The sequence below is a fragment of the Paenibacillus violae genome, from assembly GCF_032461945.1.
Classification (GTDB): Bacteria; Bacillota; Bacilli; order Paenibacillales; family NBRC-103111; genus Paenibacillus_E; species Paenibacillus_E violae.
In genome coordinates this window covers 97,852-124,694 of the sequence record NZ_JAWCUD010000012.1, presented here as the reverse complement: position 1 = coordinate 124,694, position 26,843 = coordinate 97,852, and the positions used below count along the sequence as shown (strand labels likewise).

General features: G+C 48.4%; 28 protein-coding genes, 1 pseudogene and 1 riboswitch. Of the genes and pseudogenes, 12 read left to right on the top strand and 17 right to left on the bottom strand.

Features of this window, described 5'->3' with window-relative positions; genetic code table 11:
* Positions 1 to 118: 118 nt before the first annotated feature.
* A riboswitch (purine riboswitch) is annotated at positions 119 to 215 on the top strand.
* Between the two features lie 49 nt (positions 216 to 264).
* Complete coding sequence (locus tag RQP52_RS28495; RefSeq protein ID WP_315954986.1) at positions 265 to 1,620, top strand: 8-oxoguanine deaminase; 1,356 nt, start codon at positions 265 to 267, stop codon at positions 1,618 to 1,620.
* A 65-nt stretch (positions 1,621 to 1,685) separates the two neighbouring features.
* Here RQP52_RS28495 and RQP52_RS28490 read toward each other — a convergent pair whose 3' ends face one another.
* Entirely contained in the window at positions 1,686 to 2,018 is a 333-nt protein-coding gene (locus tag RQP52_RS28490; RefSeq protein ID WP_315954985.1) for an LSm family protein, read from the bottom strand.
* 117 nt (positions 2,019 to 2,135) lie between these two features.
* Entirely contained in the window at positions 2,136 to 3,695 is a 1,560-nt protein-coding gene (locus tag RQP52_RS28485; RefSeq protein WP_315954984.1) for a copper amine oxidase N-terminal domain-containing protein, read from the bottom strand.
* 186 nt (positions 3,696 to 3,881) lie between these two features.
* Between RQP52_RS28485 and RQP52_RS28480 the strand changes: the two genes are divergently transcribed.
* From RQP52_RS28480 to RQP52_RS28470, 3 genes are all read left to right on the top strand, one after another.
* Positions 3,882 to 4,409: an NfeD family protein gene (locus tag RQP52_RS28480; protein WP_157323527.1), complete on the top strand. Its 528-nt coding sequence runs from the start codon at positions 3,882 to 3,884 to the stop codon at positions 4,407 to 4,409.
* Positions 4,410 to 4,445: 36 nt separating this feature from the next.
* On the top strand, positions 4,446 to 5,894 hold the full coding sequence (locus RQP52_RS28475; protein ID WP_315954983.1) for a flotillin family protein: 1,449 nt from the start codon (positions 4,446 to 4,448) through the stop codon (positions 5,892 to 5,894).
* A 111-nt stretch (positions 5,895 to 6,005) separates the two neighbouring features.
* Positions 6,006 to 7,523 carry an HD domain-containing phosphohydrolase gene (locus RQP52_RS28470; RefSeq protein WP_315954982.1) on the top strand — a complete coding sequence of 506 codons (1,518 nt, stop codon included), beginning with the start codon at positions 6,006 to 6,008 and terminating at the stop codon, positions 7,521 to 7,523.
* A gap of 81 nt (positions 7,524 to 7,604) precedes the next feature.
* Here RQP52_RS28470 and RQP52_RS28465 read toward each other — a convergent pair whose 3' ends face one another.
* The 4 genes from RQP52_RS28465 to RQP52_RS28450 all read right to left on the bottom strand — a co-directional run bounded on the left by RQP52_RS28465 (position 7,605) and on the right by RQP52_RS28450 (position 12,407).
* Positions 7,605 to 8,888: a MerR family transcriptional regulator gene (locus RQP52_RS28465; protein WP_315954981.1), complete on the bottom strand. Its 1,284-nt coding sequence runs from the start codon at positions 8,886 to 8,888 to the stop codon at positions 7,605 to 7,607.
* Positions 8,889 to 9,026: 138 nt separating this feature from the next.
* The gene (locus RQP52_RS28460) at positions 9,027 to 10,316 is read right to left on the bottom strand and encodes a hypothetical protein (protein WP_315954980.1); all 1,290 of its coding nucleotides are present in this window, start codon (positions 10,314 to 10,316) and stop codon (positions 9,027 to 9,029) included.
* Positions 10,303 to 10,869: an RNA polymerase sigma factor gene (locus RQP52_RS28455; protein WP_315954979.1), complete on the bottom strand. Its 567-nt coding sequence runs from the start codon at positions 10,867 to 10,869 to the stop codon at positions 10,303 to 10,305. Before RQP52_RS28455 ends, RQP52_RS28460 begins: the two co-directional genes overlap by 14 nt.
* A 275-nt stretch (positions 10,870 to 11,144) precedes the next feature.
* Entirely contained in the window at positions 11,145 to 12,407 is a 1,263-nt protein-coding gene (locus RQP52_RS28450; RefSeq protein WP_315954978.1) for a hypothetical protein, read from the bottom strand.
* 177 nt (positions 12,408 to 12,584) lie between these two features.
* Here RQP52_RS28450 and RQP52_RS28445 point away from each other — a divergent pair, with 177 nt between their 5' ends.
* The 4 genes from RQP52_RS28445 (at position 12,585) to RQP52_RS28430 (ending at position 16,233) form a co-directional block, all read left to right on the top strand.
* Positions 12,585 to 13,034: a hypothetical protein gene (locus RQP52_RS28445; RefSeq protein WP_315954977.1), complete on the top strand. Its 450-nt coding sequence runs from the start codon at positions 12,585 to 12,587 to the stop codon at positions 13,032 to 13,034.
* 243 nt (positions 13,035 to 13,277) lie between these two features.
* The gene (locus tag RQP52_RS28440) at positions 13,278 to 14,507 is read left to right on the top strand and encodes an S-layer homology domain-containing protein (RefSeq protein ID WP_315954976.1); all 1,230 of its coding nucleotides are present in this window, start codon (positions 13,278 to 13,280) and stop codon (positions 14,505 to 14,507) included.
* A gap of 141 nt (positions 14,508 to 14,648) precedes the next feature.
* Positions 14,649 to 15,338, top strand: coding sequence for an L-ribulose-5-phosphate 4-epimerase (gene araD, locus RQP52_RS28435; RefSeq protein WP_309492452.1), 690 nt, complete (start codon positions 14,649 to 14,651; stop codon positions 15,336 to 15,338).
* 403 nt (positions 15,339 to 15,741) lie between these two features.
* Complete coding sequence (locus RQP52_RS28430) at positions 15,742 to 16,233, top strand: GAF domain-containing protein (protein WP_315954975.1); 492 nt, start codon at positions 15,742 to 15,744, stop codon at positions 16,231 to 16,233.
* On the opposite strand, the gene RQP52_RS28425 is transcribed toward RQP52_RS28430, so the two are convergent.
* The 4 genes from RQP52_RS28425 to RQP52_RS28410 all read right to left on the bottom strand — a co-directional run bounded on the left by RQP52_RS28425 (position 16,226) and on the right by RQP52_RS28410 (position 18,923).
* Entirely contained in the window at positions 16,226 to 16,675 is a 450-nt protein-coding gene (locus RQP52_RS28425) for a PilZ domain-containing protein (protein WP_315954974.1), read from the bottom strand. The two genes, RQP52_RS28430 and RQP52_RS28425, sit on opposite strands and share 8 nt — an antisense overlap.
* A 79-nt stretch (positions 16,676 to 16,754) precedes the next feature.
* Positions 16,755 to 17,846: a polysaccharide deacetylase family protein gene (locus tag RQP52_RS28420; RefSeq protein WP_315954973.1), complete on the bottom strand. Its 1,092-nt coding sequence runs from the start codon at positions 17,844 to 17,846 to the stop codon at positions 16,755 to 16,757.
* A gap of 112 nt (positions 17,847 to 17,958) precedes the next feature.
* Positions 17,959 to 18,600, bottom strand: a complete 642-nt coding sequence (locus RQP52_RS28415; RefSeq protein ID WP_315954972.1) for a thiamine diphosphokinase — start codon at positions 18,598 to 18,600, stop codon at positions 17,959 to 17,961.
* An 89-nt stretch (positions 18,601 to 18,689) separates the two neighbouring features.
* A complete protein-coding gene (locus RQP52_RS28410; protein ID WP_127457745.1) occupies positions 18,690 to 18,923 on the bottom strand; it encodes a hypothetical protein in 234 nt (77 codons plus the stop codon).
* A gap of 136 nt (positions 18,924 to 19,059) precedes the next feature.
* Here RQP52_RS28410 and RQP52_RS28405 point away from each other — a divergent pair, with 136 nt between their 5' ends.
* Positions 19,060 to 19,794 (top strand): DUF554 domain-containing protein, encoded by a 735-nt coding sequence (locus tag RQP52_RS28405; protein WP_315954971.1) that lies wholly within the window; start codon positions 19,060 to 19,062, stop codon positions 19,792 to 19,794.
* Here the strand turns inward: RQP52_RS28405 and RQP52_RS28400 are convergent.
* The gene (locus RQP52_RS28400; protein WP_315954970.1) at positions 19,791 to 20,492 is read right to left on the bottom strand and encodes a response regulator transcription factor; all 702 of its coding nucleotides are present in this window, start codon (positions 20,490 to 20,492) and stop codon (positions 19,791 to 19,793) included. The genes RQP52_RS28405 and RQP52_RS28400 overlap by 4 nt on opposite strands.
* A 319-nt stretch (positions 20,493 to 20,811) precedes the next feature.
* Between RQP52_RS28400 and RQP52_RS28395 the strand changes: the two genes are divergently transcribed.
* Complete coding sequence (locus tag RQP52_RS28395; protein ID WP_315954969.1) at positions 20,812 to 21,732, top strand: GGDEF domain-containing protein; 921 nt, start codon at positions 20,812 to 20,814, stop codon at positions 21,730 to 21,732.
* 162 nt (positions 21,733 to 21,894) lie between these two features.
* On the top strand, positions 21,895 to 23,529 hold the full coding sequence (locus tag RQP52_RS28390) for an S-layer homology domain-containing protein (protein WP_315954968.1): 1,635 nt from the start codon (positions 21,895 to 21,897) through the stop codon (positions 23,527 to 23,529).
* Positions 23,530 to 23,628: 99 nt separating this feature from the next.
* Here the strand turns inward: RQP52_RS28390 and RQP52_RS28385 are convergent.
* The 5 genes and pseudogenes from RQP52_RS28385 to RQP52_RS28365 all read right to left on the bottom strand — a co-directional run.
* A pseudogene (locus RQP52_RS28385) lies at positions 23,629 to 24,051 on the bottom strand (spore germination protein GerPE); the annotation flags it as partial.
* Positions 24,052 to 24,054: 3 nt separating this feature from the next.
* The gene (locus tag RQP52_RS28380; RefSeq protein ID WP_157323778.1) at positions 24,055 to 24,234 is read right to left on the bottom strand and encodes a spore gernimation protein GerPD; all 180 of its coding nucleotides are present in this window, start codon (positions 24,232 to 24,234) and stop codon (positions 24,055 to 24,057) included.
* Between the two features lie 5 nt (positions 24,235 to 24,239).
* A complete protein-coding gene (gene gerPC, locus RQP52_RS28375; protein ID WP_315954966.1) occupies positions 24,240 to 24,980 on the bottom strand; it encodes a spore germination protein GerPC in 741 nt (246 codons plus the stop codon).
* 60 nt (positions 24,981 to 25,040) lie between these two features.
* On the bottom strand, positions 25,041 to 25,250 hold the full coding sequence (locus RQP52_RS28370; protein ID WP_315954965.1) for a spore germination protein GerPB: 210 nt from the start codon (positions 25,248 to 25,250) through the stop codon (positions 25,041 to 25,043).
* 34 nt (positions 25,251 to 25,284) lie between these two features.
* Entirely contained in the window at positions 25,285 to 25,512 is a 228-nt protein-coding gene (locus RQP52_RS28365; RefSeq protein ID WP_127457737.1) for a spore germination protein, read from the bottom strand.
* A gap of 136 nt (positions 25,513 to 25,648) precedes the next feature.
* Here RQP52_RS28365 and RQP52_RS28360 point away from each other — a divergent pair, with 136 nt between their 5' ends.
* A complete protein-coding gene (locus tag RQP52_RS28360) occupies positions 25,649 to 26,107 on the top strand; it encodes an Hsp20/alpha crystallin family protein (RefSeq protein ID WP_315954964.1) in 459 nt (152 codons plus the stop codon).
* Positions 26,108 to 26,249: 142 nt separating this feature from the next.
* Here the strand turns inward: RQP52_RS28360 and RQP52_RS28355 are convergent, their stop codons facing one another.
* Positions 26,250 to 26,771, bottom strand: coding sequence for a C40 family peptidase (locus RQP52_RS28355; RefSeq protein WP_315954963.1), 522 nt, complete (start codon positions 26,769 to 26,771; stop codon positions 26,250 to 26,252).
* Positions 26,772 to 26,843 lie beyond the last annotated feature (72 nt).

Below are 26,843 nucleotides of genomic sequence, written 5' to 3'. Positions count from 1 at the left end.
AACGCAGCTTTGATAATATATCCATTTCGAAGGGAGCTTATTCCAATTTCGTGAAAAAATCATTTCAAACCAATTGACGCGCTCCCAAAAGTTGCCTATACTGAGGCTAAATATGGCTTCAAATCATAATTTCATAGTTCGTATAACCTCGATAATTTGGTTCGGGGGCTCTACTGGGAACCTAAGTCCTAACTACGAACACAATATATGCTTATATATTGTGTTTGTTGGTTAGGATTTTTTTACGTTGAGGAGGAATGAAAGATGGGTTCATTATTAATTCGCAATGCGCAGGCTATTGTTACGGTGGATGCCGGGGATCGTGTGTTGGAACGGGCGAATATCCTTATCGAAGGGAATCGGATTACGAAGATGGGGAAGGACATGTATGAAGCAGACAGGGTTATCGATGCCTCGCAAATGTTTGTGTACCCAGGCTTGGTTAACGTGCATCATCACCTGTATCAGACGTTTACGCGCAATTTGCCGCAGGTGCAAAAGCTGGAGTTATTCGACTGGCTCCGCTATCTATATGAAATTTGGAAGGGGATCACGCCTGATACCGTGTATCACAGCTCCCTAACAGGCATTGCCGATCTCATGAAAAATGGGTGTACCACCGTTTTCGACCATCATTATGTATTTCCGCAGCAAAATAGCGCTCATTTCATCGATAAGCAGTTCGAAGCAGCCGAACGCCTAGGCATTCGCTTCGTAGCTTCCAGAGGGTCCATGACGCTTGGCAAGGATCAAGGAGGTTTACCTCCTATGAGCGTCGTGCAGGACCTGGATACGATCCTTGCTGACAGTGAGAGGCTGATTGATCGTTATCACGATGCCAGCGCAGGCTCGATGCGTCAGGTGGTGCTGGCGCCGTGCTCACCCTTCAGCGTCTCCGCAGAGCTGATGCGGGAGTCGGCGAAGCTGGCTAGAGCCAAAGGCGTACGGCTTCACACTCATCTGGCTGAGACGAAGAATGAAGAAGCCTATACGCTTGAAAGATTCGGCATGAGACCGCTGGCTTATATGGAAAGCCTGGACTGGTTAGGGTCCGACGTGTGGTACGCCCATGGCATTCATTTTAACGATGAGGAAATGAGGGTGCTCGCGCAAACCCAAACCGGCGTCGCCCATTGCCCGATTTCCAACATGAAGCTTTCGTCCGGTATCGCGAGAGTCCCCGAAATGCTCAATATGGGAATTCCCGTAGGCTTGGCGGTGGATGGCAGTGCATCCAATGACGGATCGAACTTGCTTGAGGAGCTCAGGGTAGCGTATTTGCTGCACAGACTGCAATCCAGCGCTCAGGCGCCCAGCGGCTATGATTTATTGAAAATCGCCACCAGAGGCGGCGCTGAAATTTTAGGCAGATCCGATATCGGCTCGCTTGAGGTAGGGAAGGCCGCGGACTTGTTCATGGTTCGTGTAGACCATATTGACGCTGTAGGGACGCAGACCGACCCCAAATCATGGCTGGCAACGGTTGGCCTTAAGCGACCAGTGGATTACACCATCGTGGCTGGAAAGGTCGTCGTCGAGAACGGCAGGCTTGTTGGAGAGGATGAGGAACGGCTTGCGATGGACTGCCAAGCATCGTTCGAACGTTTTATGCAACAGTAAGAGAACGAAAAAAGCCCGCACCTCTCGCAAGGCCTTTACAGACCAAGGGAGGGCGAACTTTCCTTTTAAGCAAGCAATAAAATGACTAGCAGCTCGAACAGAACTAACGTCAAAATTTGATTGTACTGAGCAGGCGTATATATAGGTCTGTGGTGCCCGTAAGGCTGAGCATGCGGGGTAACATGCAGATAAGCATGGTGGCCATCCACATTCACCAGCACGCCTTCATACGTATGACCGTCTATAGTTGTGACGCGAATCGTACGACCGACATGGGGGTGAACAGCTCCCATAATCGTGTTCCGCTTGTGCATCATTTGATGCTGCCAGTCTGGTTCTGCTTGATAAAGAACTTGCGATCCTTGATGACCGGGGTGTTGCGACGGATTCATATACATAGCTTTCGCTCCTTTTTCGTGCGGCTGCGCGCATCGGTAGGCTTTTTGCCTAGGTTCACTACAGACTATTCAGCCGTCCGAAAAAGGTGCGTTTGCCTATCCACTTATTCCAAGATACTAATCGCGTTTAATTGTTACCACACGAGTATCATCGTCAAAGGATACTTTACCGCCAAGCGACTCTGCGATGAAACGAATCGGCACGAAGGTAGATCCATTATGGAGCGTTGCAGCACTTTCCAACTCAATGGAAGCACCGTCAACAGTAGCAATCTTACTATCAAGTTTCAGTACAATCGTTTTACCGCTTAACAAGTCTTTGATGGTAACTTCCTGCAAGTCGCCGTTCCAGCTAACCTCAGCGCCAAGCTTTTCGGATATAAAGCGCACCGGCACCATGGTTTTGTTATCTGCATTAATGAATGGCTGCGGTGTATCGCTAGTCGAGCCAGCATCGCCATCCGTCAGCTTTAAGTTAACTTCCTTCTTCGTTACTTTCATATCTTCACGAAGCATTTTGTAGAATGTGGACTGGTTATCCAAGTCGCCCAGCACGCGATAAATGGAGGAAGCGTCCTTTCCAACTTGTACGGCGCCGCCGGAGATATCCATGGTATCAGCTGTAACCGGTTTATTCATATTCCAGGTTTCGCTTGCGAAGGAGATTTTAAGCCCTGCAACGCCAGTGCCTTTATCGGGAAGCGGGACGTTGACCGCAAGTGTTTGCTTACGAATGAATTTATCGGCATCGATGTAAAGATCAGCCTGCAGCGTAGACTTGGCGTCAAACAAGCCTTTAATGGGCATCACACCTTGCTCGGCATTCCCGCTAATGGCTTCTTCGAAAGAGGCAGCCGCTTTCTCCAGGAAATCATGGATAGGCTCATAAACGAGTCCGATGGCTAATTGTTTGTTGCTCAAAATCGTCATGGCGAAGTCGGCGGAACCGGACTTGACCTGATCTTCAATCACAGGTGACAAAGCATCGTACAATTGGCTCAGCAGCTCTTTTAATCCAGCTTCGTCCGCCAAGATATTGCTGAACAGTTTCTGGAGCAGGGTGGCTAGCTCAGTGCCGTTCAGTTCAATATGTGCTTGCTGGAGGGAGAGGTCGGCACCGTTAACTTTGTCTGTAACAGATGAGACCGAAATATTCGAAGGATTTGCCGTATTCGCTAAAATAAGTCCAATTACCGAAGATTTAATCTCGGCTAGTTTATTTCCGAACTGTTCCTGAATGACGGTTGGCAGCATTTTGGTGAGCGTTGCATCCGACCCGCCTAAGACGTCATAAACAATCGGTTTTTTCGCGCCTTCAATACTTAAAATAATTTTCGTACCTTCTGTAGCAAGCTTGAAGGGGATGGAGCCCTTCCCGTATGTAATTGTACCTTCTGCTGAAGTCTGTTGTGCGTTCTGTGTTTTCACGTTCGTAAGCTCAACTTGTACATGTTGCAGAGCGCTGAGCGACTTCTGCTCGTCAGCTGTTAGCTTGGAGGTGTCGCCGGGGACGAACTCAATCTGCAAGGTGCCTTTGGATTCGGAGGACTTCACGGTTGCGCTGTTTTTAATCGCCTCAGCAAGATCTAAGCCTTGTACAGCTTGGCAACCTGTCAGCGCAAGCAGCAGGAACACCATGGCGGCGGATACCCACCAAGTCATTTTCTTTTTGTACATGTGTTAATCTACTCCTTAGTTTTAATAGAAATAACAAAAAGACGTCCAATGATTATACGCTATGCACCAAAGAAGGATTCGCTTGAAAACGGATTATTTTTTGACCGAAACCTTTTATTACCAATTTCGTCTATATTTATTAGATGGAGTATGCTTCCTGAAGGAGGCCACAAGGAGGTGACGTCTATGATGACTTTGTTTGCGGTATGTTTTTTTGTAGGCCTTGTACTAACTGTTCTTGTTACATTTTTTGGAGGCGACTTTTTCGAGGTCCACGGAGATACCGGAGGAGCACATGGCCATGGGGGACCGTCCTTCTTCAACTTGTCTTCCCTATTAGCGAGCTTAACGGTATTCGGTGGGATGGGGTATATGCTGAGTGAGGTAGGAATGACCAGCAGTTTATTCATCCTGCTCATTGCTATTGGCGCCGGGCTTTTTGTGGGTTGGCTGTTCTTCCTTTTCTATGCCAAAGTCATCTATAAGCATGATGACAGCATGAGAGAAAGCGATTTTGAACTTAATGGACAGTTAGGGAAGCTGATTGTGCCCATTAACGGGAAGGGAATCGGCGAGATGGTGATTGTGATGCAAGGGACCAAACGGTCCATTAGTGCGCGATCCGAGCTTGGAGAATCGATACCCAAAGGAGCGAGAGTAGTCATTCTTCATATGGACAAAGGCGTCGCTACAGTAAGTCAATTTAGTGATTAAACTTGAAGGTATTACTAACTTCCGGGAGGTTATTTGATGACGTTAACGATTTTGTATACGGTTGTTGCGATTGTGCTTGTTGTTTTCATTTTACTTACTACCATTGTTAGAGCCTATAAGAAAGTTCCGCCGAATGAGGCGATGATCGTGTTCGGTTTGGGCGGCAAACGCGTCGTGCAGGGCGGAGGAACGTTCGTCATTCCGGGCTTTCAGAGCTACAAAACAATTTCCATGATGCTCATGAGCTTCGACGTCAAGCCGGATCAGCCCATGTTCTCTCAACAGGGGATACGGCTTAAGATCGAGGCGGTTGCCCAGATCAAAATTCAAAGCGACCCCATCGCCATCGCCACGGCCTCCGAGCAGTTTCTGGACCACACGCTGCTGGAGCGTGAAATGATGATTCTTCATTCCGTTGAGGGGCATCTGCGCGGGTTGGTTGGCCAATTAACGGTAGAAGCTATCCTCAAGAATCCGGATGAGTTGAACAGCAAGATGAGGGAGACGTGCTCGGAGGATTTGGATAAAATGGGGCTGAGCCTGATCTCCTTCGTCCTCAAGCGTGTGGCGGATGATCAAGGTTATATTGAGAACCTTGGTGTGCCGGAAGTGGAGCGCATCCGCAAAAGCGCCAGCATTGCCAGAGCCGAGGTCGAACGGGACATCCAGATCCGACAAGCGGATACAGAAAAAGAATCGGCTATTCGCAAAGCAGAGGCGCACCAGCTGAAGGTCGAAGCCGAAACGGTCGCATCGGCCAAAGAAGCACAGTACCGCAAAGAGCTAAGCATGCGAGAAGCGGAATTTAAGCAGGAAACGACGAGCCGGCAGGCGGAAGCGGACTTGGCTTATGAGCTGAAGCAGAAGCAGATTCAGCAGTCGCTCGTGACGGAGCAGGTGAGAATCAGGCAGATGGAAGCTGAAGCGAACAAGACCGTACGGCAGATTGAAGTTGAGCTGAAGCAAAAGGAACTCGAGGCGTCGGTCATCAAGCCCGCCGAAGCGGAGAAGCAGGCTGCGATTATGCGCGCCGAAGTGAGCAAACAGCGGCAAATTCTCGAAGCCGAGGCGGATGCCGAGTCGACGAGAAAGCGCGGTGAAGCGACGGCCGAGGCGGAGCTCGCCAAAGGGAAAGCGAATGCGGAAGTCGTTCGCTTGGCGGGGCTTGCTGAAGCGGAGGCGCTGGAGAAGAAAGCCGAAGCCTACAAGCAGTACACGCAGGCGGCGGTGACGGTGGAAATTCTTCGCATTCTGCCGGAGTTAGCGGAGAAGATTGCAGCGCCACTGAGCAACGTGGACAAAATCACGGTGATCTCCCAAGACGGTGCGACATCCGGCGTGAACAAGGTGACAGGCGACATCGTCAAAATGATTGCCCAAGTGCCTGAAATTACGCAGACATTAACAGGCCAGAGTGTGACAGAGCTTGCGCGCGCCTTCCTCGGCAAGGACAATGTGCCTAATGTGAATAAGGAAACGGAATGAATCCAAGTGAATGTCCTTGGCCCCTAGGGCTGAGGGCTTTTTTTTATAAGCACAAAAGATCGGATTGCTATACAATAGGGACTAAGTTTAGAGTGAAATGAGGCATCCGTCATGGTTATTTACCAAAGGTTTCTGCGAGATTTGATCCGCAATTATATCATAGGTTCGGGTATTGCTGTTGTTGTGGTTGGCGGGGTCATTATTTCAACGACCTTATCCATTTCGAATGCAGAAATGGTGCGTATTTTCTTCATTATGACCATTTCCCTAGGTGTCATGATGCTGGCGGAGCTGCTGGTGTTTCGCAGGCACATGCAACCCATTCGGACCCTGCTGGAGCAGGAGGCGCCTGACTTAACGTCCATTCGGGACGCTTATTTGCAAACTCATCGCTTTCCGGCACTGTCCGTGAAACGGATTCTGGGGCCTCATTTTCTTGGCCTGTCGATTCCAGCCATGACGATGGCGTCCATCGGGATTGCGATGGGCTGGCTTTCACTGCCGGCTTATTATATTGGGCTTGCCGGAGTAGGTGCTGTGCTTGTGGCAAGCATGCATGCTTTGCTTGAATTTTTTACGACAGCCCAGGCGATCCGGCCGGTTCTTATCCATATCCGTGAGGTAGGCCAGCGCCTTTATGGGGAGGACGTCTCTTTGGATGGGCGCGTGATTGTTTCCATTCAACGCAAATTCCAGTTAAGCGCGTTCCTGATTGGAACGATGCCGCTGTTCCTTTTTAGCTTAGCAACGCAAATTCGTCTTCTTTCACAGTCTTCGGATTTTACGGTGGATTATTGGAAGTGGGCGGGGATCATTCTGCTGCTTGGCGTGGGGTTTTCCTCTCTTGGGGCACGGATGCTGGTCAGAGATATTCAACAGCCTATCGGAGACTTGTACCGAGCGATGAGAGACGTGCAATCCGGGGACCTGCAGGTTAGGGCTTCGGATTTATATTCAGATGAATTTTCAAGATTGGTTGCAGGTTTTAATCATATGGTCAAAGGGCTTGAAGCGCGCGAGAGTATGAATAATCAGCTGCTGCAGAGTTATTATTCCACATTAGCTGCTGCCCTAGACGCTAGAGATGCTTATACGGCAGGGCACTCCACACGCGTTGCTCAGTATTCCCTTCTGATTGGAAAAGCTGTGGCTTTAAGTGAGCAGGAACTCGATCTATTGAAGAAAACAGCGCTGCTGCATGACATAGGGAAGATAGGCGTTCGTGACAATGTATTGCTGAAAGAGGGCCGATTGACCGATGAGGAGTTTGAGAAAATCAAGCTGCATCCGGTGCTAGGCGAATCGATCCTGAAGCAAATTGAGCCGGCAGAGGCGATGGCGCCTTTGCTTCCGGGCGTGCGCTCACATCATGAGCGCTATGATGGCAAGGGATATCCGGACGGCCTGAAAGGCCAGGAGATCCCAGAATTTGGGCGTATTATCGCGGTAGCCGATGCGTTCGACGCCATGACCTCCGATCGTCCTTATCGGAAGGGGATGGCGGTTGAGAAGGCGATGGCCATTCTCGCGGAGGGCAAAGGGACGCAGTGGGATCCCAGCTATGCGCAGGCGTTTATTGATGTTTTCATGAGCTCGAACACTGGGAAGAAGACATCACAGGTAAGTTGACCGCATGAAACAGCAAATGCATAAATAATAGAGCCCGCTGCTGCGTGAAGGAAGGTCTATTATTTATGCAATCCATGACGATCAATTGATAACAGGATAGCCTAAGAATTCGGCAATCTTATCCAGTAATCGTTGCTGTGCAGTCATTTTTTGAAACATGTCATCGTATTTTTTGTTCAGGTCATCTTTCAGTTGGTTCATTTCCCCGGTAACGCCTTCATATTGCTGGTTCAGCAACTGGGTTGTGGCAATAAGCAGTTCACCTTTGACGTCTTGTTCAGAGGCTTCTTGGATCTGCTGTTGAATAGCTTGGATGACATTCTGAAGTCCTTTCACTTTAAGAGAAGCACCTTCAAATTGTCGGTGTAACAATTCAATGGTTGTAGCGATTTCACTTCGGATGTCCTGTTCAATGAGCTCAGCGATCTTGTTAACAAGAATCTGATTAACGCTGCTAAGTTCCGTTACTTCCTCCGTAAGGGCGTCACAGCGGTTGCCCAGCTTCTGTACTTCCTCCGAAACACCTTCGACTTGTGGTCTCAGTAGCTCAGTTGCAGCGGAGAGGATCTCACCTTTGAGGTCGATCTCCGAAGTCTCGGGTTGTGCTTGGACTTGCGCCTGCACTTGCTCTTGCGATTGCGCGAGACGCTGGATTTCATTACGCAGGTCCGCTATTTCATCCGAAACGCTATGATATCGTGTATCCAATGCTTCAACAGTGGTTATCAAGCTTTCTTCCTGACTTGTTTGTTCCGGTGTTTTTATGACCTTCTGCATGAGAGAATGGACAATGGCGCTTAGCTCTGTGAATTTATGCGTTAACAGATCGAACTGAAAGTTGGAGTGATCCATAGCAGGTGATGAAGCTCTGCCGGCTGTAACTGATGCTATACTGGCTTTTTGATTCAGGTTATCTGCGTAGTCCTTTAACTTCTCCGTTGTTTTGTTCGATTCTATCTTTTGCTTGAGGAGCTGTACCGAATTACGCAATTCGATCGTATCATTGTTAAACTGAGCGTTCGATTTGTTGACAGCCAGCGGGGGAGTAATGGAGCCGGAACTAGCAGGAGACGGAGGAGAAGCCGGAGTTTCAGGCTGCGCAGTTTGTATATCTTTGGGAAGTGCAAGAGCTTCCTTATCACGCATTTCCTGTAACTGTTCTTTTATGAACTTAAGTGGCTTATTGGCGTCTTTCATCCTGGCGATGACTCGAAACATTTCGATGGCCTCTTCCGTGTACCTGAGTGAACCGTCAACCGCTACGATCGGAAGAAATTCGCGAAAGTGATTGGACCATTCGACGACAGATGCACGTGTCTTTCCGATTTTGCCGGCGATTTCGGTGAGCTTATATGATCTTTTCATTGTTCTGTATCGTCATCCTTTCTTCTTAAGCTCTTTAGGCTTAGGCAATTAGCTGTAACATTGTATTCAGGACATGAAACAAATGACAATGAAAAAAGAGTCCATTCCCAACAACTGGGGAATGGACCTTTCTTGTTTTTAATCAATCGACGGCACATGTTTATCCGTCTCTGGTGCTAAATACCGACCAACCTTATCAATCCATTCCTCGACATAATGATCTGTGGCCCACTGCGCCATGACAAGCTGCTCACCGGGGAGTAGATTCAGCACAAGCTGTGGATCACTGCCGGGTGCCTGGCCGTAGGGATAGAACTTGAGCTTGCCGTTTTCAAAGATAACGAGCATATCGTTCATCGGCGAAGTTAAAGCATCGGTCGCTTGCGGCCAGGAAGACTGAATGCCGTTCCAGTTGCAGCACAAATCGTCGTGGTTGACGACTTTATCGGGCAGCTCTCGCGGGAAGTCATGCAGCGCATAGCTGTCGGGTACTGCCGCCGTGTTTGTGACACGCGGCGTTTCAGCGACCTTGCCAACCCAGTGCCCTGGTTCACGCTGAACCGTCCAGCTTTCGCCAGAGACCTCGCCGCGCAAACTGCTGGATATGCTTGCAAGCACGCCGCTGATATTCGTGTTCGTGCCGTAGACATCAGCGATAGATACGTGATTCTTGTCCACCGGTTTGTTGTAAAACTGTACGGTGTGGCCTTCTTTTAATTGCGGCAGGGTGCGGACCCAGATGCGATCTGCCTGATAGGGCGTGCCGCCACGCACGGTCTGTTCCGACTCGGCAATAGATACATATTGATTCCCTGCAAATAGGAGGGTTTCTGTCCGATTGAGCTGCTCGTCTTCTTGATCCGGGAAAACTTCCGGTTTCACGGGCTGATCCGCCAAATGAGCGGATAAGTAATGGAATTCATCTGTTTTCGTTCGATGGACCAACGAATCGATTTTCCAGAAGTTTTGCTTATAAGGCATAAGAATCCCTGAGCCTTCGGACGTCTTCTGCAGCTGCCCCCGAACAGGCGCGATCAGCATCGTGCGATAGGTACTATAGCGCATGGGTTTCAGTACGCGCCCAGGCTCGCTGGCAGGCTCATGTTCGGTCCTTAAGCCAATCAGCAAAGCCGTGGTAATCGGCGTAGGAGAGAGGTTTAAGGACGCAGTTGTTGCTGTGATGGCTGCATCTGCGACAGGTGCGGCATCACTTTGGGTATGTAGCGTATTCCAAGGGAAAAGCAAGATCGCGGCCGCGATTGCACCGACACCAGCGAAGCAAAGCATGGGCTTGATTCTTGGCTTCGTTCGTTCTTTGCGTTCAACCGCTTCTTCAATCTCGCGCTGAAGCTTGGAAGTAAAGCCTGGGCGCTCAAGCGGTCCTGATTCCAATTGTTTGCGTAAATCATCCGGATCAGGATTCTTCAAGAGCCTCACGCTCCTTCAATTTGACCACCTTGAGTCTGGCGTGATGAAGCCGTGATTTAACGGTTCCCTCCGATATATTAAGGATAGACGCCATTTCTTTCGTTGAGAGCTGATAGTGGGCATGCAAAATCAGAATTTCCCTGTATTTCGGTGGAAGGGAAATTACTTTTTTCCAAATGTCGCTGGCATATAATTTCTCCATAGCTTCTGTTTCGGCGGAATTTGATGTACCTGTAGATTGAATGAAGCCAACAAGGGTAACTTTGCGCCAGAAGGCCTTGCGTAAATAGTCATAAGTAGTATTGCGTGTAATCGTAAGAAGCCAGGTCTTAACCGAAGCTTCGCCGCGGAATGTAGTAAGATTGCGATAAACTTTTAGGAAGGCATCTTGGGCAATATCATCAGCTAAATCGGAGTTGCGGCAAATGCTGAAAGCGTAATTCCAAACATCATTTCCGTAGGTCTCCATTAAATTGCGAAGAATGACTTTTTGATCTGTTGTTTCAGATACGTACTTTAAATACTCAAATACATGGACACCGGTCGTCTCCATTCTCTCACCTCTCTGAATTAGACGTTTGCAGGTTCCAAAAAGTTCGCAAAACGCCCAAAAAATTTTTACGGCATTATCCCCCTACTTAAATAATTCGAAAGGATATTGCCGCAAGAGTCGGAGAATGAAGTTAGATAGGCAGAAAAGAAGTAGGTCGGATTCTAGAGGAGATTTGAGCTGGGGAAGAGAATGGGTCCTGTATATAGGAAGTGGACGCTACCGAATTATCCGTCTAAATGAAACGGCTGAAGGGTTCCAACGTGTTGTTCAGCCGTTTAAAGCGCAGGATTAGCGTGCTGGCGGTCGATTCTACCCACTGTTGTAGCTTTGTAACGCCAGAACGTCTCATGAATGAGCGCAGCTTCCTCCTCATTTAGATACTGAACCAGCACCGTCACTTCCGGAAGCTTATGCTTTTGATGAGGGAGGGAATGTTTGGATTTGATAAGGAGTCCGATGCCGAACCCGAGCAGGAAGCCGCCAAAACCGTAGATAAGTCCCCAAATGATAGGCCCCCATTCTAAGATGAAGCCTAGGCTAATCCCCAAGACACTGCAGGCTGTTGCGCTGGCAAAGCCGATTTCAACGGATTTAGCTGTACGATCAAAGCGTTGATCAACAATGGATAACGATTTATCTGCATGGGCGTCCATGAGGACGGGGCGAATGCGGCTTGGATGAATACCGCTGTGCTCCAACATGCTTAAAGCTTGCTCTAACTCCGTACAATGCTCAAATGTGCCTATCATCCACAAAGGAGAGTTCATCTCGGTTCCATTCATCGATGCGATCCTGGCTTTCTCATAATAATCGGTTAAAAATTGACGCTGGGTGATGCGGAAAAGCCGATTTTGTTCAATCGAGCTGGTATAAGAATGGTACATGGCACCTCCTAGAACGGAAGGCATGAACATAAGCCACTGAGGGTTCAGAATACTGACAACCATACGGTTATGACCCAAGATGAGAGCCATAAGCGCTTCATAGAAGTGAGAAAATGTGAGATAAATCCACCACCAGAAAATACCGTAAAAGCCAAGCCAAATGTGCTTGTTGTATAGCTGTCCAAGACCCGGAAAAAGAAATGAGCAGTAGGCGGCGATAAGAGGTCTCTTTTTCTCAAGAAACTGGATGCCGGTTGAACGCATGAGATGTATCGGGATTCGTCCGTTTTCCAGCATGGCCAGTTCGTAGTGCTTATTCGCTTCAATGGAGCAGCGATAGCTGTCCCAGATTGCAAAAAAATAAATAAACATATAACCGAATAGCCACTCGGGACGCAAAACTTGCTTCGCCATCGCGAAATTGCCGCTAAACGAATACACCATAGCCAGATTAATATTGGCCAATGAATTAATAATGACTTCAGAAAGCGTTAACAGAACACCTGTCGTGTTCTTGTACATGAGCAGATGTCCAAAACCAGGGAAGGAGGCTGACCACCAGGCAACCATGAAGGAGTTGCGGCGTTGGGCATAGATAATATCAAACCTTCTGACAGCAGCCATTGTCCATCGGGAGGTGGAATGTGTTGACAAAGGAAACCCGTCCTCTTCACTTCAAAATGTCTTTGGATTAGTATCGCAGGTATTGGTATTTTTTATGCAAATAATAGGGCAAATGCGATTTGCAGCCTTGACAATAGAAGGTATTAGCACGCAATATGTAGGAAGGATACTGCATGTAAATCAGGTCCTTTGGAGAGGAAGAACACAATGAATTTCGTTGAGCATGTCATGGATCACCTGCGTTCCGGAGTCATTAACAATTACCCTCAGCCAGTTGCCTTGAATATGGGCTTAGCGTATACCGTTAAACTGGAAGATAAGAAGACGAATTTAATTTGGCTGCCTTTTGAGTATACAGGTCTTGCATACGTGGATATGGGGCGACAGGTCAATGTGCATCCTTATTATAGAGGCGTGATTTTTGAGGAAATTGAACTCTCTAGGGGAACGGATCTTCACAAGCCGCAAACGGAAGAGGCCTTTGTGAAAGCCGTATTTCTGAAAAGCTTTGAGATGCATCAGCTACTCCAGCAGGAGAAATATGCCTACTTGCAGGGGAGCGCACCGGATTTCCTAACAAAGATGTTATACATAACAGATTGGCTCCGTTACTACAATTCAATGAAAACCGTTGGCGCAGGCAGAAAATTGGGCTAAGTGCCGGAATAATAGGACTATACTTTCTACGGTTGTAGAGGGTGTGGTCCTTTTTAATATGCAGAGAGACGGAATCATTCATGGATTAAAGCCCGCCCCTGCGGCTATAGACCCAATCCTGCTAGTGCTTGGCACTCTTCTCTTACTAGGCTTTAAGGCTATTCTCAAAGGTTAATAGAAGCCTTATCCTAGAGATTGGTACAAGTTGGTATCAAAAATTTGTAGAGGGCGGAGAGTCTTAACATGGGGCAGTTGAATAAATGGATAGCCATAGCAGTGGCTTGCTGTGTAATAACCATAGGGGTTGGACAAACAAAAAGTGAAGCGGCTACGATGTCGGACATACGAGGGCACTGGGCGGAGCAGACGATTACCCAGATGGCGCAGCAAGGGCTGCTGGATGGATTCCCGGACGGAACGTTTCGACCAGATGATGCGGTGACGGCTGACCAATTCGTGAAAATCGTTTTGCTTGCGTTTACAGATAAGTTTCCGAATGGTGAGCGCAATTGGAAAGCAAGCTTTCTGCAAGCACTAAGCGCGGGTAATCAGAGCATTTTGAAACAGGATTACCGGGATTTCACCTTTAAGCCAAGCACGGTTGGGTATTGGGCGAAGCCGTACTTGGACTTGGCCAGCGATCTTCATTTCATTAGTAAAGGGCAGTTCACGGATTATAAAGCGAAGCTGAAACGTGAGGACGTAGCTGAGATTTTGTATTACTTGCTGAAGGAAACCGAGTATTTGGAAGATGAGGTATACAGCCTCAAAGCGGCTTCCCAATTCGGTGATCTGCAAAGCGCGACGTCCAGACAGCAGAAATTTATCGGCGAAGCGATGACAAAGGGGATTATGGAAGGATACCCGAACGGTTATTTTGGTGTGGGGCGATATGTTACCCGTGCAGAAGCCTTGCAAATTATTACTCGTTTGCAGACGAAGTCCAAGCGGATCAGCGTGAAAAACGAGGGAGACTCCTTCATTAAAGTTGTACCGACCAAAGATGGCAGCTATAAAAAACTGATATTCCCTGATCAGCGCATGCTCGATGCTTATAGCATGATGGAGGATGCAGGCAAGCTGCGGGGGACGAATTATGACTTGGAAGAAACAACGCTCCGCCTGTTCCGCGATGCGGATGCCAAAGCGCTTGCCGTGAACGGGGCGACAGCTGATATACGTAACAGTAATGAAGCATCGTTGTGGCTTGATCCTCAATTTTTGACCTATGGCGTAACCGTTCGCCTTGAGGATGGGACTCTGGCGCGCAATATGGAAAGTATTCGCAAGTTTACGGATTTCCTTTTTGGTTATGATGCGGACATCTTCTATCGCCACTTTACAGATGCGTGTGAGCGCGCTGCAGCAAAGGGCGTACTGGAAACAACGACGAAGCAGATTGGCAGCTTCTCCGTGGAGACGCGGCTTGAGCCGGATGGCAAGACCCTTGTTTTCTCAATTATACATACTTAATCATTAATGGCATTAAAAAGTGAGGTGTACATACAAGTTGTACACCTCAAACTTTATATCTCCACTATCTAGATAACATGTACGTACAAGTGTATAATAGTACATTATACGTACATTCATATCGGAAGGTGTTGAGTACACGTGCTGGAGAATTTGAAACAAGCGGTACTGGAAGCAAATTTGGATTTGCCCAAATATCAGCTCGTCACATTTACTTGGGGCAATGTCAGCGGGATTGACCGGGAGCAAGGGCTTGTCGTGATCAAGCCTAGCGGCGTGCCTTACGAAGACTTGAAGGCCGAAGATCTCGTGGTCGTCGATCTGGAAGGCCGAGTCGTAGAAGGCACGTTGAAGCCTTCCTCAGACACGCCGACGCATTTGGCGTTGTACCGCGCCTTCCCGGCCATTGGCGGGATCGTGCACACGCATTCGCCATGGGCGACAAGCTGGGCGCAGGCCGGGAGGGGCATCCCTGCACTGGGCACAACACACGCGGACTACTTCTACGGGGAAGTCCCTTGCACGCGTCTCATGACGGAGGCTGAGATTAAAGGAGCCTACGAGCTGGAGACGGGCAACGTCATCATCGAGACGTTCCGTGATCTCGACCCGGCGATGGTACCGGGCGTGCTGGTGAACTGCCATGCTCCTTTCAGTTGGGGGAAGGACCCGCACAATGCGGTGCATAACGCTGTCGTTCTAGAGGAAGTCGCGAAGATCGGTTACCGCACCTTCGAGTTAAATTCAGCAATCCAGCCTATGGATCAAACGCTGCTGGATCGGCACTTTCTTAGAAAACATGGCGTTAATGCGTATTACGGACAAAAATAAACGAAGGACAGCCGGCATCTCGACGAGTGCCTGCTGTCTTTTTTGTGATTAGGGCCGCCCCTCACACCTCATTTGAAATAGATGGATAATCCACCGTTAATCTACGCTGCTTAGTGGCAAGAAACGAAACAGCGGTAGAAGCTCTAGCTAAATTGTCGCTAGCTACCCAAATCTGGTTGATTTGGTGAAATTAGTGGTAGGAAGTCCAGTTAATGCGGTAAAAGTGGATTTTCGGTAGGAAATAGTTGGAGGAATCGGCGTAATTGCAAATCATCTACCCTTTTTCGGCTGTCCGCTAGGGCAGATGGGAAAGTAACAGGTAAATCTTATCCTTTGGCGGAAATGTGTACTTTTTGGTATGATGAGAGAGCAAGAATGTTAAGGGGAAGAAGGATGATAGAACATGTTCGCGAAGTCAGGTTATGAAGGAACAAGAGAAGAGAATTATACCTTGCTGATTCAGCAGGTTAAAGCATTGATACATGATGAACCGAACCGAATTGCCAATTTATCCAATGCAGCGGCGCTGCTCGGACAGTTTTTGACCGATGTGAATTGGGTAGGTTTCTATTTGGTGGACAAGACGCAAGAGAAGGAAGAACTCGTTCTGGGCCCTTTCCAAGGATTGCCGGCATGCGTTCGGATCCCGTTAGGTAAAGGAGTTTGCGGCACGTCCGCGCAGCTACGGGAAACGGTGCTTGTACCGGACGTTCATGCGTTCCCGGGCCATATCGCCTGCGATGCCGCTTCGCAATCGGAAATCGTCGTTCCCATTCTTAGCGGTGACGAGTTGATTGGTGTGCTGGATATCGATAGCCCTAGCCTAAACCGTTTTGATGAACTCGATCAGCGCTATTTGGAGCAGTTCGTGCAAGCTCTAGCTGCCGCTATGTAAGGTCGTAAGTCATAGCATAAATATCATCCATATCTTCATCGGAACAAAAGCTGCAGCTTGCCAAGACATTGGTGTGCCTCAAACGAGAACCCAACATAATCAGGTGGCTAGTCAACTGCTGTTCGATCGCTTTGTCTGCGATGCTGAATTCAATCCCGTATTCATAGAGGGAGGGCTTCAGCATCGTTTTTCGTTTAATGATGCCTAGTATTTTCATTTCTTGATGAAAAAGATGAAACGTAAATTCCAATAGCAGGCTCATCTCGGTAGGGAGATTCAAGGGCGTGTGCATACGAATGCCCCCTGCGCTGATGTCCCTTATCATGATTTTGGAATGCTTCGTGTCGGCAGCTTTATTTTTGATCCCTATAATCTTGAATAGGGCGGTTAAAGGTATTTGGAGATGCAGCCTGAAACTGGAGCGTTTATTTGGTTGTGACATGGAGAGGCTCCTCTTCATTAATAGGCATATTATACTATGAAAGTAGATATTATGAACCATATTTCAGAAAGAAAGCCCCTCATTTGCGCATAAGGAGCTTGGACTCGAAGGCTTGTAAATCTTCCTCGCCATTAACAAAAAGCCGTTTCAGCAGGAAAGGGGACTGCTCGTTTGTTGCAAATCCTTGATCGATGGTAAAAGCATATCGAAATCCGTGCTGCTTAAGCAGCTTAAGCGTCGTTTTGTTGCGTTCGCCATACGGGTAACAAAAGATATCGGCTTTGGTTCCCAGATGCTCCTCAATCAGCTTTCGGGCTTCCACGATTTCGTACGCTTGTTCATCCGCCGTCAGCTTGGGAAGGTGAGGATGTGACATGCCATGCGGCTGAATGTCCCAACCTCCTGCCTGCATCTTCTTAATTTGCTCCCAATTGAGATAGCCGTCCTGCTCCGTCATGCCAGGGGAGACAAAAAGTGTGGCAGGAAACCCGTATTTCGCGAGAATCGGCATCGCCTGTTCATAATTATCGATATAGCCGTCATCGAATGTCAGCAGTATCGGCTTCTCCGGGGCTTTCTCGGATGTGTCTCCTTCCAGGAGACGTATAAATGCTTCGAGTGAGAGCGGTGTGTACCCGTGATCGTGCAAGTACGCCATTTGTTCTTCCAGCTTATCCGGAGAAATGACGACAATATTCCCTGGATCTATGGCTACACTGTGGTAGTTGAGCACAGGGATACTGACTTTGGACGAAGTCTTGCCCGTGTTCTTTTGCGGAACGACAGGGACATACGTATTCGTGGTAACGGAGGGGGGAACCGGATTCTTGTCCTCGGAGAGTGGAAGAAACAGGGTGGTCCCTTCGTTGGAATCTTGCTCTGGTTCAGCGCCAGGTACCGCATTGGACACAGCTTCAGGCACAACGCTAGGCACAACAACAGGCACTGTAACGGATTCTACTTCTGCTTCTGCCAGGGGCTTGTCCACTTGTAGAGCGGAAAGCTCCTGATGCTCATCGGAAGCCGTAATTATGTAAGGAGCCGCTGCGTCAGCCTCCTCCTCAGTTCCATAGTCCGCAGAGGGAAGGCAGCTAACTAAGAGCAGCAGCACTATCGTGATAATCCCGATAACTAACGAAAACGACAGGATTCCCTTTCTTCGAAAGCTCATAGGCACACCAACCATTTCTAGAGGAATAGTCTATTACTCTATTTGTAAGCAATGGTTGGAAGAATTATACCTAATCCGTAGAAGAGATTACTGGAAATATGGAGTTTTGTAGTTAATCTTTGCTTTGAATAACCAAGAGGAGACCAGTCTGCAGCTCGATGAGTCCTTCCGGTTCGTTAAGGATGTTGCTGATCCCGAGGGATTGGCCGATCTCTAACGCCGCTTGATGTAACGGATACGCAAAGCCGTGAAGTGTAATACCTGTAACTTCAAGGCTAAGCGGAAGTAAAGAGATATGGGAATAGCGCCCACGTTCGATGCGAGTGGTTTGATTCATAACGATGATTTGGTTATTGGCATCGATAATGGAGCAGGCAATGCCCAGCTCAGTTCCTTTGCGCAGCAGATGCACATTGGCTAACGAATGATCGAAGCGAGTGCCTAAGGCACCCAGCAGGATGATCTGCTCAGGCTGCTCGGCAAGTGCCCAATTAAAGGCCATCTCTGTATCGGTCAAATCTTTATGGATAGGATCGCATTCGATAAACGAAACGCTTGAAGAACGAATAAGGCTTAACTCTTCAGTCGTTACCGAATCGAAATCCCCTAGTGAAATATGAGGTTTATAGCCGTGCTGAATCAAATACAAGGCCCCGCGGTCAGAGCCAACCAAGACATCATTCTCTTGAATGACACCCAGCGCCCAATCCCCAAGCGTACCGCCAGTTACTATAATTATTCGTTTCCCGTTCATGCTTGTTCCCCCAGCGCTTATTATCATCCCCTTAGTATACCATATTGAGGCAAAAAACCGAGCTGCATCCTGGCAGCCCGGTTCTAAGATTAAGTTCGGTTATCAGCGCGCTTGCGCATAGGATTAAGCTCCGTTTGATCGTGATCAATCTCGGCTTCTTCCGCGAAGCCCTGCAACTCCCATGTCGTTCTGCCCAGCACGAGGTCCGCAGGAAATTCATCACCGCGTTTGAGGGTAACCTCTTGCCCTGCCTCATTGGCATAAATTCCGTCTGTCTCTACAATATCGCCTGTCATCGGTTCCATTGATTTGTCTTTCGCCATGCCGTATTCCTCCTTTCCTGTTGCTTATCCATACCATTTCCAAGCGTGGAGGAAATTATGAATAGAATCATGTAGAATGATAAGGTTGTCATATACGGAATACATACTTTGGTCAGGCAGAAAGGAAATGAACATAATGGCATTATGGGGAACGATCGTGAATGCTGCTGCTATCATTATTGGGGGATTATTGGGGCTGCTTCTACCGCGCATCTCGGAGGGCATAAAAAGCACAGTCATGCAAGGCTTGGGGCTCGCAATTACTGTGTTGGGGATTACGATGGCTCTGAAATCGAGTCAAATCGTGCTTGTTATTTTGAGCGTCGTCATCGGAGGCATTATCGGAGAACTGCTCCGCATCGAATACCGGTTAGGTCAGCTTGGTGACTGGCTGCAAGCCCAAATGCGCAAAAGCTCCTCGCAGCATCAAGGCAGCGTCTCGGAGGGCTTCGTGACTTGTACGCTGATTTACTGCATTGGAGCTATGGCGATTCTTGGTCCGCTGGACAGCGGTCTGCGGCATAATCATGATATTTTGTACACGAAATCGCTGCTGGATGGGTTCTTATCCATTATTTTCGCTTCAACTTTAGGTGTAGGCGTAATCTTCTCAGCCGTGTCCGTTTTCATCATGCAGGGAACGATTGCACTGGCAGCAACTTTGATCGCCATGGCATTCAGCCAAGCTTCGCTGGACGCGATGATCATTCAAATTACAGCCGTTGGCGGTATTCTGGTGATTGGTGTAGGCATCAATATTCTTCAAATTAGGAAAATCAATGTCGCCAATATGCTTCCGGCATTAGTTATAGCCGCAGCAGCTGTGCCACTGCAGCATCATATCTCCGCTTGGTGGGAGCGATTGTTCTAGACCGCAGAACCGTTAAATTTATAGCCGACGCCGCGCACCGTGATAATGTACCGAGGTTCAGCCGGATTCACTTCAATTTTCTTGCGGAGATTGCTGATATGTACAATGAGTGTTCGCGGGTCGCCCATACTATCCAGGCTCCAGATAAGCTCAAATAAGTGTTCGATTTTGTAAACACGATTAGGGGTTTTGGCCATAAGGGAAAGTAAATCAAATTCTTTGGCGGACAGCGAAATGGTCTGCCCATTCACGCGAACGATGTGGCTGACCAGATCAATCTCAAGCCCTGGAAACTTCACCAGCTGCGGATCATCCTGATGTTGTTCGCGGATCGAATTCCGGCGCAGAAGGGCCTTCACCCTTGCAACAAGCTGACTAGGGCTGAAAGGTTTCGTCATATAATCGTCGCCACCCATGCTTAATCCGAGAATGATATCGATATCCTCGCTTTTACAGGAGATGAACAGAATTGGCGTATTGCTGGTTTTGCGGAGCTGTCGGCAAACTTCTATGCCATCAAGTCCTGGCAGCAGTATGTCCAGAACAATAAGATCGGGCTTGTGTTCTTTGACGATTTCAAAAACATCTTGTCCATTGTTGGCACTGATGACTTTGTATCCTTCTCTCGCTAGATAGAGTTGGATCAGTTGGACAATTTCTTGTTCATCATCCACGACTAAAATTGTTTCTCCTGCCATACTAGAAATCCTCCTCAGTAACAAAACGGCTCATGATGAAAGCGGAAATCCCGCTCACAAATATTACCTTCATTATAGAACGATTCTCCTAAAAATTTCTATCCTTTTATTGACAGATCGCTAGATTTGGTATGGTCTACAGAAGAAATTGGGTACTATGCCCTATTGCCGCTCTAAAACTTTGGCGAAATAGGAAGAAAATAGACGGAAAGCGGCTTTAATTGACGCAAACTTTAGGTGGCCTTTATGGAATCTTTATGTTCCCATGCTAATCTACCCTTGTCTCTATGCATGAGTAGAGAAGGGGGCGACGAAAGTAATGAGTCATTCGGCTGATTTGAATCCCGTCACACATCCATGGTTGCAGAAGGATAACTTCGTACGCCAATTCATTGAGCAGGCTTGGGATTTGTTTTGTATTTTCGATGTACATGGAAATTTAACCTATGCGTCCAAGAGTTTTAACCCCGTGATCGGACTTATCCCTGAGGATTTTCAACAAATTGTAGACTTTATCGATTCCGAATACCGGATGGATATACATAAAATGTTTATCAAAACCTTGCAGACAAGCAGCAGCAGTAAGCTGGAGCTTCGTATGAAAGGGACCAGCGAGAGCTTTAACTGGTTTGAATGCACCGCGATGCCGATATGTAATGAAGAAGGAAATCTTACAGAGATTTGTTTCGTGCTTAATGACATTACGCTGCGCAAGAATCACGAGAGCCGGCTAATCGCGATGGCTTTCCATGATCCATTGACCGGTTTGCCGAACCGGCGGCTGTTCAAGGAGCAGTTGCAGCAGATGTTTTCGCAGGCTAAACGAACGAACAGGCCTTTTGCGCTGTTATATGTGGATATCGATGATTTTAAAATGATCAATGACACGATGGGGCATGATGTGGGCGATGCTTTCTTGCAGGATTTTGCCCATCGCATTCAAAACTGCCTTCGCGAGGTCGATTTGTTTGCCCGGATGGGCGGCGATGAGTTCGCCATCCTTCTGCCATCGGTAGATTGCGAAGAACATGTGAATAGCGTGGCTAAGCGAATCCTGCATTGTGTAGATCAACCGTGGGAGGTTCAAGGCCATCTGTTCAGGGCTACAATCAGCATGGGAGTTACGATGTATACGCCTGACAAAACCGAAGCATCGCATATGATGAAGGAAGTCGATATCGCGCTCTATCAAGTGAAGGGCAAGGGCAGAAATCACTTCCAATTTTATCATGAGAAGTAGATTCATAGACAGTTATCAACTAACCGTTATAGGGGGCATAAAGCCCGCCGTATAGCGGTTTTTTTGCGTTCACCAATATTTACAACTAGCGATTTAATACGCTTTCTAAGATGATAGAGGAATGACAGTCTCGGAGAATGCTAGAGAAGGGAATGAGTGTAAATGCCGACGAACAAGCGATGGCGTAAAATCTTTGTTGCTTTGGCAGCAGCGGGGATACTGACGATAGCAACAAGCTCGGAACCTCATGATGCTCTGGCCCAAGCTGGTTCGGCGCAGGGGAAATTCAATATGTCCTATATGTATTTTGGGAGCCCGAGTTCGTATACAGCGCAAGTGGATAAAAGCGGACAAACGCTTGATGTCGTGGCACCCAGCTATTTTCATATCGACGCAACCGGCAACTTGGAACTATCCGATTCACTGCTAGCTTCTTTCATCGCAGACATGCATCAGAGGGGAAAACGGGTTGTACCTTTTCTTAGCAATGATTTTGACCGGTCACTTGGAGAAAAGGCGATCGATAATCGTGAAGCGCTAGCGGATCAAATGGTTAAGGCTATTCAAGAAAACAATCTCGATGGCATTCAGTTCGATATCGAAAATGTGGATGCCGCTTACCGGGATAAATACACGGATTTGGTGAAAATCATTCGTAATAAATTAGGCAGCGACAAGGAAGTCTCCGTCGCGGTGGCCGCCAATCCAACGGGCACAACGCAGGGTTGGACAGGTCTGTATGACTATAAAGCATTAGCCGCCGTAAGTGATTACTTGATGGTCATGGCTTATGATGAAAGCTATCCCGGCGATACGACGCCAGGACCTGTGGCTAGTTTGCCCTTTGTAGAGAAGTCGATTCAATATGCGATTTCGCAGGCGCCTGCGGATAAGGTTGTCTTGGGGATCCCGTTTTATGGTAGGTACTGGAATCAAAATGCAGCCGATAACGGAGCTGGTGTGTCCTCTCAAACCCTTAGCAAGCTTATTCAAACATACGGGGGAACCGTTCGTTATGATACCGCTAGCCAGTCTCCTGTTGCCTCTTTTACAATTCTCCCAACGGATGAATCGTTCAGTATCAACGGCAATAGCCTGGTTCCTGGCGATTACACGGTTTGGTTTGAGAATGAACAGTCGCTGAAGGAAAAGTTGAAGTTGGTCAGCAAGTACAACTTGAAAGGTACCGGGAGCTGGAGTTTGAACCAGGAAACAGCAGATACCTGGGATTATTATGGCTTGTGGGCGGATGGCTTCTATTTCACAGATGTGCAGCAGCACTGGGCCAAAGAAGACATCCTCGCCGCGGCGAACAACGGCTGGATGCTAGGCACCGCCGCAGACCGGTTCGCGCCGGACGCGGCGCTCACCAGAGCCGAAGCCGCGACGATCATCGTGCGCGCGCTCGGCTTGCAAGGCGAGGCTGCCGGCAGCGCCTCGTTTACGGATGTGCCTGCGAGCCACTGGGCCTCGCAGGATATCCGGATCGCGAAGAGCAGCGGGCTGATCCAAGGGATCAGCGACGAGCGCTTCGCGCCGGATCAGATCATGACGCGGGAGGAGATGAGCATGCTGCTCTCCCGCGCTTTGCACTTGACTTCGCAGGGTGGCTCAGCCGCTGCGAAGAGCTTCTCTGACGTGCCGGCAGGCAGCTGGTCGGCGGAGGCCATTGCTGCGATGAGCAGCAATGGCCTTGTCGACGGCTACGCGAACGGCACGTTCCGCCCCGGCGCGTCCTTGACGCGCGCGGAGATGGCTGCGCTGCTAAACCGCGCGCAGCCGCTGCTCACGAAGTGAGCCACACCAAAGAACCGCTTCCACCGATGAGGGTGGGGGCGGTTCTTTGGTTTATGGAACCTACAAGCCAGGCGGCGGCTTGATAGCAGGCAGAACATCGCCGATAACATCCTCGGTGCCTATCTTGATAAAGGTTTGCTGCCCATGAGGACCGGGCTTGTCGGTAACGAACTGACGGATGTTTTTGATTCGGGCTTCGCTTCCAATTACGCGGTTGCTGCCGATCTGGAGCACAGAGGTTGAGCCAACGCCTAGAATTTTGATGCCCCGCACCCGGATATAGGAGCCTAAGTTATCCACACACATTGTAAATGGCTCGGGTGGCTGAGGTGTGGGAATTGGACGTTGATAGAAGGGATAGGCCTTAAAGCTCCCTTCATTCCCGTAATAGATCGGTACTTCGCGCTGCACAGCGAAGACGTTGGTATCCAGCGCGGTGGTGACGTTATCTCCGACCTGCATGACACTGCTGGCGCCAATTTCAAGCACATAGACATAGCCGACAATGGAGAGGCGCGCCATCCTCTAGGCCTCAGGTGGGAGCGGGACGAATGGCGAGATGATGACGGCTTCCGGAGGAGTGTCGAACATCGAAGACAAGGAGATGACCTCTGTATCGCCGATAAGAAAAACCGAGGAGCTGGAAACCCCGACGATGCGTACATCACCTACGAAAATTTGTTTGTTTTCCACATTCAAGTTCATCATAGTTAACCCTCATTTCTTGGCAGACTGGATATGTAGCTTTCAACTGCACTGATAATGTCCTGTTTTGTTTTATCAATGATACTTGTCGTTACAGCTTCCATTGGTTCTTTAAATCCTACACCGCGGTATTGATTGACATAATGCTGAATGCGAGCATCCAATTGTTTGCGAATATCGTCTATGATAAGGTCTTTGTAATCTTCGTCCAAATGGTACTGGTATTTGTTTTCCAGATTCAACATATCGGATTGGAGCCCATATTGCAGATAATGCGCAATGCCTTTCGAAACGTCGTGCTGCATCGAAGCTCCTGAATGGGCTTGCCCTTCCGTGCCCTGCTGCTTTCTCGTATTCCCGGTGTTCATAGGTCCAATTCCGAATTCTTGCCCTGTTCCCATCCCCATCCCTTGTCCCTGGGCGAACGGATTCTGATCTTGATTTTGATTTTGATTTTGCCCGGCATCTTTCCCTACTGAGGCACCATTAACTGTGAAATCGTCGACGTTATCCAGCGAGCTCGGGCTGATGCCTATGGTCAAAGTTCCGTCCAGTTTTTCAACCTTCAGTTGATCGAAATTATATTCGATTTTATCGATATGGAATCGTTTCTCAACTTTTAGAGCATCGAGGTCGGACTGCAGTTTCGTAACGGTTTCTTCCAGTTTATCGATACGCTGCTTCTGCAATTCAATATAGGCGGAAAGCTGCTGGGCCCATTGCTGCCACGTGATTGAATTATGCATATATGGCACCTCCTTCCGGTTTCATTAGAAAACCTTTCATGGTGGTCATTTCATAGCGGATTAGGTAGGCGGCGGCAATCGAACGAGCGAAACGGGATTTACATCACTCGAACCAAGCGCTGGCGTAGGTTCAACATAACCGCCTGTATTATAGAGGTTTGACAAGGAACGAATGGAACCTGCGGTGCCGATTTGAAGAACGGAGGAGTTGGCAACGGAGTTCACTTTTAGCTGCTGAATCATGATGGTTTGGTGAATGATCATGTTCATAAGGAACACCTCGCTGTGTTTGACATCGCGTTCGTTAGACGATCACTCCGCTGGTGGCGTTCGCTTCGATAAGATCCGAATCATTAGTGACGGTAGTGCTGTATGCATTATAGACACGAGGGAAATCACCCGTATTAAAGGAGCCTGCTCCTGCGAATGTTTTGGAAGAGCTGGTAGGTGCGATGATGAAGGTATCGCCGAAGTGGACAACTGAGCTGGAACCAACGCTGATGATTTTCACGTTCCCTACAATAGATGGCATATTTCGGCCTCCCTGACTTCAGGCTTCTCACACCTTTAGTATATGAGGGTATTCGCCTAGAGGTGATCTGTTTTTCAGATTGGTGTCACATCAGGGCGTAGGCACATATACTGCAAGAGAAAACGAGGTGATAGGCTTGAGCGGGTTTAATCGCCATCCTTGGCTGAAATGGGATCATGTAGAGAAGTTTCTCGGGCAAAAGCTGCCTTTCGCTGAAAAAGGGCAGACCTTTCTAGATAATATGACGTGGGTTGAGGGATATGTACAGGACATGCTGAAAAAAGCTATGCCGGGCATGGACGCAAGCATTTCTACGCAAGGAGCGACCGGCGCCGAAATCTTTGAAACGCATGAACATGTCATTGTCAAAGTGAAAATCGCCAAAGGCGAAGATCCAAGGGCACTTCGAGTGTTTGTAAAATCGAATCAGATGAAGCTCACCGGATTCACCAGCGGGAAGGGCCGAATTATTAAATTTCCGACGCTTGTGCTTCCCAGATCGGCGAGAGTCAGTTACAAGCAGCGTTTACTCCAGATAAAGGTGCGTAAAAGAGGATTAAAAGAGACTTATACGGAAGCCTACATTCGTTATTAGCAGCAGCGAAGCCGAACATACAAAAAACCGTTCCTATCGTATTCTGGAGGCCGCAGGGACCCGCCATTTTACGAAAGAACGGTTTTTTGTAGATGCGTATGCGCTGAGGAACTACGGCGCTATTTGAGCCTAGTGTGCATTCTTACAATACGCGGCGGGCGGTCATATAACGGGATGACCAAGTCCCGCTATGAATGTTCGTAATGCGTACGCCGCCAGCCCCGTAAGTTTGCAGGAGGTTGCCATTCCCCATGTAGATGGCAACGTGGTTAATGACGCCCGGCTTGCCGGGATTTGAGAAAAACACAAGGTCACCTGTGCGAAGATTGCTTCTAGACACATAGCTGCCCACATGGGCCTGATTCTTAGATGTACGCGGCAGGTTGACACCTACGCGACTGAATACATATTGCGTGAAGGAAGAACAGTCGAATGTGTTCGTTTGACCTGATCTTGAACCGAATAGGTAAGGTGTTCCCAAGTATTTTTTACCGATACTAATGACACTATTCCCACGGGAGGTTGCCGTGATCGAGGCTTCAGTCGTTGAAGCTGTGGCAGCATCAGCTTGACGAGGTGCAGATATCATCCCTGCAGAGAGTCCTATGGAAACGGTCAACGCCGTAACAACTAACTTCTTGTACCAGTTGGTTTGTATATTCATCGTGGTAGCCTCCTAGAATTGAGTTGTTTGAAATTGCTTCACCAGACTCATCTATTGAGTGACGTTATGTCG